The following is a 12366-nucleotide window of genomic DNA, read 5'->3' as shown; positions in this document are numbered from 1 at the left end:
TTTTTACTGGTTTTTTTCAGTTTCGACAGAAAAACTCTCAACTGGGTGCTTCAAAGCCAGTTTTAAAACGTCATCAATCCATGTAACTGGGTGAATTTCAAGGCCCTCTAATACGTTGTCTGGGATCTCTTTTAAGTCACGTTCGTTAATTTTTGGAATAATAACGGTTTTAATTCCACCACGATGTGCTGCCAGTAGCTTCTCTTTTAAGCCACCAATTGGTAATACTTCACCACGTAATGTAATTTCACCTGTCATTGCTACATCTGAGCGCACTGGATTACCTGTTAAGCTCGATACCAAACCAGTTACCATAGCAATACCAGCACTTGGCCCATCTTTTGGTGTTGCACCTTCTGGCACGTGAACATGAATGTCACGTTTCTCATAGAAGTCGCTATTAATGCGAAGTTTTTCAGCACGATTACGAACAACCGTCATTGCAGCCTGAATTGACTCTTGCATTACATCACCAAGCGAACCTGTGTAAGTTAGCTTGCCTTTACCTGGTACAGCCGCTGATTCGATAGTCAGTAAATCACCACCTACTTCAGTCCACGCAAGACCCGTTACTTGGCCAATACGGTCACCGTCTTCTGCTTTACCATAATCAAAACGTTGTACGCCTAAGAACTCTTCAAGGTTGTTATCGTCGATAAGTACCTTTTTAGTGTCTTTATCAAGCAAGATGTTTTTAACTGCTTTACGGCATAGTTTTGACACTTCACGTTCTAAGTTACGAACGCCCGCTTCACGTGTGTAATAGCGGATAATGCCAATAATTGCGCTGTCAGCAATTTCAACTTCATGCTCTTTTAAGCCATTGCGCTTAACTTGTTTTGGAATCAAGTGTTGTTTAGCAATGTTTAGCTTCTCGTCTTCGGTGTAACCCGAAAGGCGAATAACTTCCATACGGTCTAATAATGGACCTGGAATATTAAAACTGTTTGATGTTGCCACGAACATCACGTCAGATAGGTCGTAATCAACTTCTAAGTAGTGATCAGCAAAATGGCTATTTTGCTCAGGATCAAGTACTTCAAGTAATGCTGATGCTGGGTCGCCACGCATATCTGATGACATCTTATCGATTTCATCTAATAAGAATAATGGGTTCCTTACACCTACTTTAGTCATATTCTGGATTAACTTACCAGGCATAGAACCAATATAGGTACGACGGTGACCGCGGATTTCCGCTTCATCACGAACGCCACCTAATGCCATACGCACATATTTACGACCTGTAGAGCGTGCGATTGACTGACCCAATGAAGTCTTACCTACACCAGGAGGACCCACTAAGCATAAAATTGGGCCTTTAAGCTTATTAGTGCGCTGCTGCACCGCTAGATACTCAATAATACGCTCTTTAACTTTATCTAAGCCGTAATGGTCACTATCTAAAATCTTTTGTGCGCCAGCTAAGTCTTTTTTCACCTTAGAGCGTTTTTTCCAAGGTACATTGATTAGCGTATCAATGTACGAGCGCACGACGGTTGCTTCAGCCGACATCGGCGACATCATTTTTAATTTAGATAACTCAGCGTTCGCTTTTTCTTGCGCTTCTTTAGGCATACCTGACTCTTCGATGCGTTTTTTAATTGCTTCGAATTCATCGGGTACATCATCAAGTTCGCCAAGCTCTTTTTGAATCGCTTTCATTTGCTCGTTGAGGTAATACTCGCGCTGCGATTTTTCCATCTGCTTTTTCACGCGAGTACGGATTTTTTTCTCAACTTGCAGTAAGTCAATCTCGTCTTCCATCAGTGCCATCAAGTATTCAAGACGCTCAGTCACATCGGCAATCTCAAGTACTTTTTGCTTTTCGGGTACCTTAAGCGGCATGTGTGCTGCCATGGTATCAGCAAGGCGTGCAGCTTCATCGATGCCAGACACAGAAGTAAGTACTTCAGGTGGGATCTTCTTATTAAGCTTTACATAGCCTTCAAATTGGCTAATTGCGCTGCGAATAAAGATATCTTGTTCTTGCTCGTCGATATGGCTTGATTCGATGAACTGTGCTTCAGCAACAAAGAAATCATCGTTATCTAAAAACGTTTCAACGCTCGCACGTTGTGTGCCTTCAACAAGCACTTTAACGGTGCCATCAGGTAACTTTAATAACTGAAGTACTGTGGCAATGGTGCCAACACGGTAGATATCATCTTGCTGCGGATCATCAACAGAGGCGTCTTTTTGCGCCACTAGGAAAATTTGTTTGTCCTTGTCCATCGCCGCTTCTAGGCATTTTATTGATTTTTCACGACCAACAAATAGCGGGATCACCATGTGTGGATAAACCACTACATCGCGCAGTGCCAACACGGGGATTTCGACTCGATCTGTTCTCTCAAGCGTCATTATATTCTCTTCGCACTTCATTTATTTTAAAGATTACTCAAGTATATGGGGATATGTAAGGGAAAGTTCAACATATTTATAAAAAAAGGAGCCTTTGGCTCCTTTTTCGTGTTCAACTGCTTAACTTTTAAACTATTACAGCTTTATTCTGATGCAGCTTTGTCTTGGTTACCGCTTTGGTAAATCAAAATTGGGTCTGATTCACCTTTAATAACGGTTTCATCAATAACCACTTTGCTAACATCATCCATCGAAGGTAATTCATACATAGTATCAAGTAATACGCCTTCAACGATTGAACGTAAGCCACGAGCACCTGTTTTACGCTCCATTGCTTTGTGAGCAATTGCGCTAAGTGCATCTTCACGGAATTCAAGCTCAACATCTTCCATCGCAAACAATGCAGAGAACTGTTTAGTTAATGCATTTTTTGGTTCACTCAGAATTTGAATAAGCGCCGCTTCATCTAGCTCTGTTAGTGTCGCAACAACCGGAAGACGACCAATGAACTCTGGGATTAAACCGTATTTCACTAAATCTTCTGGTTCTACATTTTTAAATGTTTCACTTAAGCTGCGGCTACCTGATGATTGCTTAACTTCAGCACCAAAACCAATACCGGTATTTTTATGGCTGCGTTGTTCAATCACTTTATCTAGGCCGGCAAACGCACCGCCACAGATAAATAGGATCTTAGATGTATCAACTTGCAAGAACTCTTGCTGTGGATGTTTACGACCGCCTTGTGGTGGCACAGATGCAACCGTACCTTCAATTAGCTTAAGTAAGGCTTGTTGTACACCTTCGCCCGATACGTCACGAGTGATCGATGGATTGTCAGACTTACGAGAAATCTTGTCGATTTCATCAATGTAAACAATACCACGTTGTGCTTTTTCTACGTCGTAATCACATTTTTGCAGTAGCTTTTGAATGATGTTTTCAACGTCTTCACCTACATAACCTGCTTCAGTTAGTGTCGTTGCATCCGCCATCGTGAATGGTACATCAAGTAAACGAGCCATGGTTTCAGCAAGTAATGTTTTACCACTACCTGTAGGACCAATTAATAGGATATTACTCTTACCAAGCTCAATATCTGCATTGATTGTTTGATTGCGTAAACGTTTATAGTGATTGTATACCGCAACCGACAGCACTTTTTTCGCGTGGTCTTGGCCAATCACGTAATCATCTAGATGATCACGAATTTCTTTCGGCACAGGCAGTTTATCAGACGCATTATGCTTCGGCGCAATGTCTTTGATCTCTTCCCTGATAATATCGTTACACAGCTCTACACATTCATCACAAATATATACTGAAGGACCAGCAATTAGTTTGCGAACTTCGTGCTGGCTTTTGCCGCAGAAAGAGCAGTATAACAATTTATTACTTTTGTCGCCGTCTGTAGGAGTGTCAGACATTCAGCTACCTCATTTATTACGTTGGCAGTAGCACTGGGCTACTGCTAATTCACTATGTTTAACTATATCAAAGAATATCAGTTTTCGCATAGTAAAGGGTGATAGCTAACAATACGTTATTATTAGCTATTCAGATTACTTCGATTCGCGGCTTGAAAATACTGAATCAACTAAGCCGTATTCAACTGCTTCACTCGCAGTCATAAAGTTATCACGGTCTGTATCACGAGAAACCACATCGAGTGGCTGGCCAGTATGCTCAGCCATTAAACGGTTTAGCTTATCTTTAATCGATAAGATTTCACGGGCGTGGATCTCAAAGTCAGACGCCTGACCTTGGAAGCCACCTAATGGTTGGTGGATCATTACACGTGAGTTAGGTAAACAAAAACGCTTACCTTTAGCGCCACCTGATAGCAAGAATGCACCCATGCTTGCCGCTTGGCCAACACAAATTGTGCTCACATCAGGCTTGATAAAATTCATTGTATCGTAAATTGCCATACCCGCAGTCACAGAACCGCCTGGCGAATTAATATAAAGATAAATATCTTTTTCTGGGTTTTCTGATTCTAAAAACAGCATTTGCGCAAGAATCAAATTAGCCATGTTATCTTCTACTTGGCCAGTTAAGAAAATAATGCGCTCTTTTAAAAGACGTGAGTAAATATCATATGAGCGCTCACCTTTAGCTGTTTGCTCAACAACCATAGGGACTAATGCGTTTAGAGGGTCTATCATACCGCTATTCATTCTTATTTAATTCCTTATCCGCTGCGACTCATCCTTACTATAAGGAAAGCACATTTATACTAATGTAAGTTAAGCTGTCTATTCAATCTTTATAACTATATAGGAACTTATCAGAACAAATTCAATCCTCGTCGAAAAAAGTTCTGCAATAACATCAGTATTGTTGGTTTTTTTGAAACTGATACCACAAACTAAAATGGCCCGAGTACGCTGTATAAATACAGGGTAACACGAGCCATTTAATCGCTAGCGAGAGCTTAAGTCAATGACTTATTAAGCACCTTGCTGTGGATTCATGATGTCGTCGAATGCTTTTTCAACGTCAGTCACGCTTGCTTTAGCTAGGATAGTTTCAACTGCTTGCTCTTCCATTGCTACGTTGCGCATTTGCTGCATAAGCTGATCGTTTGCTTTGTAGTACTCTACTACTTCAGTAGGATCTTCGTATGCAGAAGCTACAGTTGCGATTAACTCTTCAACTTTAGCGTCATCAACTTTAAGCTCGTTCGCTTTAATTACTTCACCTAGTAATAGGCCAGTCTTAACGCGAGTTACAGCTTGCTCATGGAATAATTCAGCTGGAAGCTCAGGCATGTTATTAGCGTCGCCACCGAAACGTTGTGCAGCTTGCTGACGTAGTGCATCAATTTCTTGATCTACTAGCGCTTTAGGCACTTCGATTTCGTTGTTAGCTAAAAGACCTTTGATAGCTTGATCTTTAACGTTAGCTTTAACCGCTTGGTCAAGCTCACGTGTCATGTTCTTTTTAACTTCTTCTTTAAGAGCGTCAACACCGCCTTCAGCTACACCGAATTTAGTTGCGAACTCGTCGTTAAGCTCTGGAAGCTCTTGAGTTTCAACTTTCTTAACAGTGATTGCGAAAGTAGCTGCTTTACCTTTAAGGTTTTCAGCGTGGTACTCTTCAGGGAAAGTTACTTCAGCAACAACTTCTTCGCCCGCTTTTTTGCCAACGATGTTGTCTTCGAAACCTGGGATCATACGACCTTGACCAAGTTCTAGTGGGAAGTCTTCAGCTTTACCGCCTTCGAACTCTTCGCCTTCGATAGAACCAACGAAGTCGATAGTTACACGGTCGTTCTCGCCTGCAGCTGCGTCAACTTCAGCCCAAGAAGCGTGTTGCTTACGTAAAGTTTCTAGCATGTTAGCTAGGTCTTCGTCAGTTACAGATACAGCTGGTTTTTCAACAGCGATTTTATCTAAACCTTGAATTTCAACTTCTGGGTAAACTTCGAAAGTTGCATCGAATTCTAAATCTTTACCAGCTTCTAACGCTTTAGGAGCGAAAGTAGGAGAACCAGCTGGGTTAATTTTTTCAGAAACGATTGCTTCGATGTAGTTGCGTTGCATTAATTCGCCAGCAACTTCTTGACGTACTGCAGCACCGTAACGCTTGTTGATGATAGACGCTGGTACTTTACCAGGACGGAAACCATCGATACGCTGGGTTTTAGACAGTTGTTGTAAGCGTTTTTTTACTTCAGTCTCAACGTTCTCTGCAGGAACGGTGATGGTCAGACGGCGCTCAAGGCCTTGAGTCGTCTCAACAGAAACTTGCATGATTTACCTCAATCTTCAATTTTGGCGACTGTTCGCCTTCCTTACAAACAAGGTGATCTCCATGAGTGATAGCAAGTTTTAACGCTGAATATTTCAACTTAAAACGGCGCATTGTAACCATGAGATACCATTGCTGCTTTGCCGCTATGGGCACTATGTTAAACAATAGACGCGGCATTATAACCTAATATTTATGATAGTCGAGTCTGGGGGGCAATTATTTGGCGTATATAGCAGCAATCAGCGTTTAAATGCGTAAAAAACGAACGCAATAAAATAACAAAAGAGAATTAAGCTGAATTAAAGGATGAATTCTGAATTTAAGAAGCTTTGAATGAGGAATTAAAGCTTAAAAGTGGTCGGCGATGCAGGATTTGAACCTGCGACTGAATTGGATATATCCAAACCAATCGTTCTTTGACCATAAATCTTTAAAAGTGGTCGGCGATGCAGGATTTGAACCTGCGACCCCTTGGACCCAAACCAAGTGCGCTACCAAACTGCGCTAATCGCCGATACTGAGAGAAGTTATGAAAATAAAGACCATTCAAGAAAATGGTCGGCGATGCAGGATTTGAACCTGCGACCCCTTGGACCCAAACCAAGTGCGCTACCAAACTGCGCTAATCGCCGATATCTTAGAGTAAATTGGGGTGACTGATGGGGCTCGAACCCACGACAACCGGAATCACAATCCGGGGCTCTACCAACTGAGCTACAATCACCACGGCATTTACATATTTTCAAATGGCGCACCCGGAAGGATTCGAACCTTCGACCAACGCCTTAGAAGGGCGTTGCTCTATCCAGCTGAGCTACGGGCGCATCGAAAACTTCATAAGTTTGCCTGTAAGCACCGCTTCTTAAAGAAGAAGTGGTCGGCGATGCAGGATTTGAACCTGCGACCCCTTGGACCCAAACCAAGTGCGCTACCAAACTGCGCTAATCGCCGATGCTTACCGTTGTTTGCGAGTGACCTCGTTAACAACGGGGTGCATAATAGTGATTTGACCGAGTCAGGTCAAACATTTTTTTAAGAAAATAATTCAATCGGTCACTTTTAGTTCATAATGGTTAAATATTGCAAATATAAGCTAAAATTTGAACTCTTTTTTATAAAGTAGCGCTTTATATAAGATTGCATCTTGGCGCTATGATGCTTTTCTGCGAAAATACGCAACATAAATATGATCAAACAAACATGATTTGTGTATCCACGCCCCCTTTATTGGATAATCATATTTAGATGTATCAGTATCAAGTTAACTAACCCCAATTAAAGGTCACCCATGACGGCAAACATCATCGATGGTAAGGCAATAGCTAAACAAGTACGCAGCAATGTAGCAGAGCGAGTTGCACAGCGTGTAGCGAATGGATTACGCGCTCCAGGACTAGCAGTTGTGTTAGTTGGTCAAGATCCAGCTAGCCAAGTGTATGTTGGTTCTAAACGTAAAGCATGTGAAGAAGTCGGCTTTGTATCTAAGTCTTACGATTTACCTGGCGACACAACTGAGCAAGATTTACTTGCATTAATAGATCAACTAAACGAAGACAAAGAAGTAGACGGTATTCTAGTACAGTTACCTTTACCTCAGGGTCTTGATGCTGAAAAAATTCTTGAACGCATCACACCACATAAAGATGTTGATGGTTTCCACCCTTATAACATTGGTCGTTTAGCTCAGCGTATGCCGGCACTTCGTCCTTGTACACCGAAGGGTATTATCACCCTACTCGACTCTACCGGTGTTCGCTACAAAGGTATGCACGCAGTTGTTGTTGGTGCGTCAAACATTGTTGGTCGTCCTATGTCACTTGAGCTTTTACTTGCAGGCTGTACAACAACGGTTTGTCATAAGTTTACTCAAGATTTAGAAACTCATGTTCGCCGCGCTGATTTATTAGTTGTTGCGGTTGGTAAACCTGAGTTCATTCCGGGTGATTGGGTTAAAGAAGGTGCTATCGTAATTGATGTAGGCATTAACCGCCTTGAATCTGGCAAGCTTGTTGGTGATGTTGAATACGATATCGCTGAACAAAAAGCACATTTCATTACACCAGTACCAGGTGGTGTTGGCCCAATGACTGTGGCAAGCTTAATCGAAAACACCCTTGAAGCGTGTGAAAAGTACCACAGCTAAGAAGAGCTAAATTATTGCAAAAGGCTGCCAATTGGCAGCCTTTTTTGGTTTTATACCAATCCGCTTAATTAAGTAGTCTATTTTGAGGCAATAAAACCTCGTTGATAACAAGGCAAAAACTTCGTTATTTAGTTGTTCTAAATGAGAAATTTTTAACGCAGATAGCGACAGGTTTAATCCCTCAAAATGATTAAGTATTATTGCGGGTTGGTATTAAGAGCGCTGTAGTTTGAACTGCCTAAGCTTTAGCATCTGGGGGAGCACAGAAAACACAATCATCAAAAACATTAATAGGTATTGCCAGTCTTGATATTGTTCGTTTATGAGTAAAACAGCGCATACGATTCCCGCGATTGGGTTGGCTATTGTGCCGAATGAAAACTCAGCCACAGTCATGCGTCCTAATAACCAAACATACAGAATATAGGCGATGGCGGTATTGGGCACAATTAACCAAAATAGCGCAGAATATTGCAGCGCTGAGATAGGCTCAAATATCACTTTGTATTGCTCTGGATGAAGTAAACTGCCATCAATAAACGCAGCCAATAACAAAATAGTGCCGCCAATGATTAACTGCCAGGTAAGTACAACCCACCAGTGTATATGCACCGACAAACTCTGTACTAAGGTGCTACCAATCACAATAGTCAGTAAGGCCCCAAATAAAGCGGCCACTCCCAATACATTTAATGCCACGTGTGCTGGATCGAACAACAGCCAAGCCAATACCACCAGCGCCATAGCGCAAAATGCTTGAATTTTTGCGGGTCGCTGTCCTTTAGTAAGCCAAGCATATAACAAAGCCACAACCGGCACTGACACCATCCCTACCCCAGCAATGGCAGCAGGAAGGTTTACTGCCATGATAAAAATAAAGGCAAAAAACAGCGCGATATTCACAGCACCTAGCGTTAACAAGCTTGGCAACTGCGAACGGGTTGGCAAACTAGGTTTAAGCAATAAAAGTAATAACCCTGCTGGCAGTGCACGCAATGCGCCTAATAAAAGTGGCGGCCAATCAGGTGTGGCATATTTGGTCACTGCATAGGTGGTGCCCCATAAAAAGGCGGGGATCATGGCAAGTAAAATATTCAATGTCTGTCCTTGTTAATACGAGAAGATGGCAAGGTAAAAGCTCAAGTACAGTTGAGGTCAATAGCTGTATCACGTTAAAAACAAAAAAGGTTGCCTCGTTGGCAACCTTTTTTAATGAGTCATGCTTCGATGAATAGTTAGGCTTTACGCCATGTTGTTTTACCAGCTGAATCTTCAAGTACCACACCAAGCGCATTCAATGCATCGCGAGCTTCATCAGCTGCCGCCCAATCTTTGCTTGCGCGCGCTTCGTTACGTTTAGCGATTAACGCTTCGATATGTGCTACTTCGTCATCAGCTTGGCCACCTTGTAAAAAGGCTTCTGGGTCTTGTTGTGCTACCCCTAATACCTCAGCAACACTGCGTAGTACATAAGCTAGCTTACCTGCTTGCTCTGCATCGCTGTCTTTAACACGGTTTAGCTCTTTTGCTAATTCAAATAATACAGGCAATGCTTCTGGTGTGTTGAAGTCATCATCCATCGCTTTTCTGAATTTAGACACATATTCATTGCTAGCTAAATCACATTCGATTGGCGTTACGCCGCGCAGTGCAGTGTAAATACGTTCAAGTGACGAACGTGCTTGCTCAAGGTTTTCTTGCGAATAGTTAAGCTGGCTACGGTAATGACCTGAAATTAAGAAGTAACGAACTGATTCAGCATCGTACTCTTTTAATACGTCACGTACGGTAAAGAAGTTGTTTAAAGACTTAGACATCTTCTCTTTATTAACCTGTACCATACCTGTGTGGATCCACGTATTTACGTACTTGCCGTTATTTGCACAGCATGACTGAGCAATTTCGTTTTCATGGTGCGGGAACTGTAAATCTGAACCACCACCGTGAATATCAAAATGTTCACCTAAGTGCTTAGAGCTCATTGCTGAACATTCAATGTGCCAACCAGGACGACCCTCACCCCATGGTGAAGACCATGACGGCTCTTCTGGCTTGGCTTTTTTCCAAAGCACGAAATCAAGTGGATCTTGCTTATCTTGTGCAACTTCAACACGTGAACCAGCCTGTAGCATAGTTAGGTCTTGTTGCGATAAAGCACCGTATTGGTCAAAGGTTGATACATCAAACAATACATCACCATCTGCAGCAACATACGCATGGCCTTTGGCAATTAAACGCTCAACCATCGCGATGATTTCATCCATATGGTTTGTTACTGTAGGCTCAACATCCGGACGCAGCATATTTAAGCTGTCGAAATCTTCATGCATAGCTTTAGTCATACGAGTCGTTAAATCATTAATCGACTCACCATTTTCGTTAGCGCGTTTAATGATTTTGTCGTCAACATCGGTGATGTTACGAACATATTTTAAATCGTAACCAATGTGACGAAGGTAACGCACAATTACGTCAAACCCTACAAATGTTCGTGCATGGCCGATATGGCAGTAATCATAAATGGTGATACCACACACATACATGTCGATTTTGCCATCAACAAGGGGTTTAAACTGCTCTTTTTGTCGCGTAAGTGTGTTGTAAATTTGTACCATTTATAAAATGTCCTTAACGGTTTTTCGAGATTCTCTATGTTAACACTTGCAAAGCCGCTGCTCTAGCGCTTTATCAATTGAATAAGCACTTTGTTAATGGTTTTAAACAAGCTCTTTGTTAATCAAAGGCAACTACTATAAAATAGCCCCATTATTAAACCTGATATAGGAAACCTCATGGTTGTACTACACACAAACTTTGGTGACATCACTATCAAGATGCACGAAAGCGATGCACCAAACACAGTTAAAAACTTCTTAGAATATGCTAACGCTGGCTTTTACAACGGCACTATCTTTCACCGTGTAATTGATGGTTTTATGGTACAAGGCGGTGGTTTTGAGCCGGGTATGGTTCAAAAAGAAGTAAACAACCCTATCGAAAATGAAGCAAACAATGGCCTTGCAAATAAAGTGGGCACCTTAGCAATGGCACGTACGCCGGATCCACATTCAGCGACTGCGCAGTTCTTCATTAACGTTAACGACAATGACTTCTTAAACTTCAGCAGTGAAACATCACAAGGCTGGGGCTACTGCGTGTTCGCAGAAGTTGTTGAAGGTATGGACGTGGTAAACAAAATCAAAGGTGTTGCTACTGGCAGCGCTGGCTTCCACCAAGACGTACCTCTTGAAGATGTCATCATCGAAAAAGTAACGGTTAGCTAATCTAATCGTTTAGTCTTTTTAAGCGGGCCTGTTGCCCGCTTTTTTGCGAGTAACCATGAAACAAAGTTATTTTATTGCCGACCTCCATTTAACAGAAAACCGCCCAGACATCACAGCGGCATTTTTTGATTTTCTTGATAATAAGATTATTAATGATGACGTTGATGCACTGTATATTTTGGGTGACTTTTTTGAAGTATGGGTCGGTGATGACTATCAAACTGACCTTTCAAAGAGTGTTGCCGCACGTTTAAGCCAAGTCAGTGGAAGTGGTACTGAGGTGTTTTTTATCCATGGTAATCGCGATTTCATTATGCGAGAAGACTATGCAAAAAGCGCGAGCATGACTTTATTACCCGAGCAAGTTGTTATTGATTTATACGGCACCCCTACAGTTATCTTGCATGGTGATGAAATGTGCACTCAAGATATTGAATATCAAAAGTTTCGTAGAAAAAGTCGTGGTTGGTGGTGGCCAAAATTAATGCTTGCTATGCCGCTTTGGTATCGTAAAAAAATTGCCCGTAACGCCCGCGAAAAATCAAAACAAAGCCAAGCTGGCAAAGCGTTAGAGATTTTAGATGTGACTGAAGATGCTGTATTAGACATGTTTGAGAAGCATCAGGTTGCTAATATGATCCACGGCCATACCCACCGCCCTAATGTGCATCACTATAATCACGCAGGTAAAACACTAACCCGCACTGTACTGGGTGACTGGTATGAGCAAGGTTCATACTTAAGAGTTACTCCAGAGCAGCAAAAACTAGTCCACACGCCCTTTAAATAGCCGATATTTTAACTATGCTTTAACCA

Annotated in this window: 9 protein-coding genes and 5 tRNA genes; 3 read left to right on the top strand and 11 right to left on the bottom strand. The window is 42.0% G+C overall.

What is annotated here, in order from left to right:
* Positions 1-3: 3 nt before the first annotated feature.
* The 9 genes from lon to KQP93_RS05630 all read right to left on the bottom strand — a co-directional run bounded on the left by lon (position 4) and on the right by KQP93_RS05630 (position 7074).
* On the bottom strand, positions 4-2364 hold the full coding sequence (gene lon, locus KQP93_RS05670) for an endopeptidase La (protein ID WP_217876296.1): 2361 nt from the start codon (positions 2362-2364) through the stop codon (positions 4-6).
* A 143-nt stretch (positions 2365-2507) separates the two neighbouring features.
* Positions 2508-3791 carry an ATP-dependent protease ATP-binding subunit ClpX gene (gene clpX / locus KQP93_RS05665; RefSeq protein WP_217876295.1) on the bottom strand — a complete coding sequence of 428 codons (1284 nt, stop codon included), beginning with the start codon at positions 3789-3791 and terminating at the stop codon, positions 2508-2510.
* 135 nt (positions 3792-3926) lie between these two features.
* Positions 3927-4544: an ATP-dependent Clp endopeptidase proteolytic subunit ClpP gene (gene clpP / locus KQP93_RS05660; RefSeq protein ID WP_217876294.1), complete on the bottom strand. Its 618-nt coding sequence runs from the start codon at positions 4542-4544 to the stop codon at positions 3927-3929.
* 273 nt (positions 4545-4817) lie between these two features.
* Positions 4818-6122: a trigger factor gene (gene tig / locus KQP93_RS05655; RefSeq protein WP_217876293.1), complete on the bottom strand. Its 1305-nt coding sequence runs from the start codon at positions 6120-6122 to the stop codon at positions 4818-4820.
* 438 nt (positions 6123-6560) lie between these two features.
* Positions 6561-6637: transfer RNA gene (locus KQP93_RS05650), tRNA-Pro, on the bottom strand.
* Positions 6638-6678: 41 nt separating this feature from the next.
* Positions 6679-6755: transfer RNA gene (locus tag KQP93_RS05645), tRNA-Pro, on the bottom strand.
* Between the two features lie 16 nt (positions 6756-6771).
* Positions 6772-6847, bottom strand: a tRNA-His gene (locus KQP93_RS05640).
* A 23-nt stretch (positions 6848-6870) separates the two neighbouring features.
* Positions 6871-6947 (bottom strand) — tRNA-Arg (locus KQP93_RS05635).
* A gap of 50 nt (positions 6948-6997) precedes the next feature.
* Positions 6998-7074 (bottom strand) — tRNA-Pro (locus tag KQP93_RS05630).
* Positions 7075-7411: 337 nt separating this feature from the next.
* Between KQP93_RS05630 and folD the strand changes: the two genes are divergently transcribed.
* Positions 7412-8266, top strand: coding sequence for a bifunctional methylenetetrahydrofolate dehydrogenase/methenyltetrahydrofolate cyclohydrolase FolD (gene folD / locus KQP93_RS05625; protein WP_217876292.1), 855 nt, complete (start codon positions 7412-7414; stop codon positions 8264-8266).
* A gap of 213 nt (positions 8267-8479) precedes the next feature.
* Here the strand turns inward: folD and KQP93_RS05620 are convergent, their stop codons facing one another.
* A complete protein-coding gene (locus KQP93_RS05620) occupies positions 8480-9364 on the bottom strand; it encodes a DMT family transporter (RefSeq protein ID WP_217876291.1) in 885 nt (294 codons plus the stop codon).
* 137 nt (positions 9365-9501) lie between these two features.
* A complete protein-coding gene (gene cysS, locus KQP93_RS05615; RefSeq protein ID WP_217876290.1) occupies positions 9502-10881 on the bottom strand; it encodes a cysteine--tRNA ligase in 1380 nt (459 codons plus the stop codon).
* A 177-nt stretch (positions 10882-11058) separates the two neighbouring features.
* Here cysS and KQP93_RS05610 point away from each other — a divergent pair, with 177 nt between their 5' ends.
* A complete protein-coding gene (locus KQP93_RS05610; RefSeq protein WP_054562080.1) occupies positions 11059-11550 on the top strand; it encodes a peptidylprolyl isomerase in 492 nt (163 codons plus the stop codon).
* 55 nt (positions 11551-11605) lie between these two features.
* Positions 11606-12340 (top strand): UDP-2,3-diacylglucosamine diphosphatase, encoded by a 735-nt coding sequence (locus tag KQP93_RS05605; protein ID WP_217876289.1) that lies wholly within the window; start codon positions 11606-11608, stop codon positions 12338-12340.
* Positions 12341-12366 lie beyond the last annotated feature (26 nt).

The organism is Pseudoalteromonas shioyasakiensis (genome assembly GCF_019134595.1).
Classification (GTDB): domain Bacteria; phylum Pseudomonadota; class Gammaproteobacteria; order Enterobacterales; family Alteromonadaceae; genus Pseudoalteromonas; species Pseudoalteromonas shioyasakiensis_A.
This window is presented reverse-complemented; position numbering and strand designations above follow the sequence as displayed.

Bases quoted from the DNA above. Each gene is read 5' to 3' on its own strand.
- KQP93_RS05605 (WP_217876289.1), top strand. From the start codon at position 11,606: ATGAAACAAAGTTATTTTATTGCCGACCTCCATTTAACAGAAAACCGC.
- lon (WP_217876296.1), bottom strand. From the start codon at position 2,364: ATGACGCTTGAGAGAACAGATCGAGTCGAAATCCCCGTGTTGGCACTG.
- tig (WP_217876293.1), bottom strand. From the start codon at position 6,122: ATGCAAGTTTCTGTTGAGACGACTCAAGGCCTTGAGCGCCGTCTGACC.
- clpP (WP_217876294.1), bottom strand. From the start codon at position 4,544: ATGAATAGCGGTATGATAGACCCTCTAAACGCATTAGTCCCTATGGTT.
- KQP93_RS05610 (WP_054562080.1), top strand. From the start codon at position 11,059: ATGGTTGTACTACACACAAACTTTGGTGACATCACTATCAAGATGCAC.
- cysS (WP_217876290.1), bottom strand. From the start codon at position 10,881: ATGGTACAAATTTACAACACACTTACGCGACAAAAAGAGCAGTTTAAA.
- clpX (WP_217876295.1), bottom strand. From the start codon at position 3,791: ATGTCTGACACTCCTACAGACGGCGACAAAAGTAATAAATTGTTATAC.
- folD (WP_217876292.1), top strand. From the start codon at position 7,412: ATGACGGCAAACATCATCGATGGTAAGGCAATAGCTAAACAAGTACGC.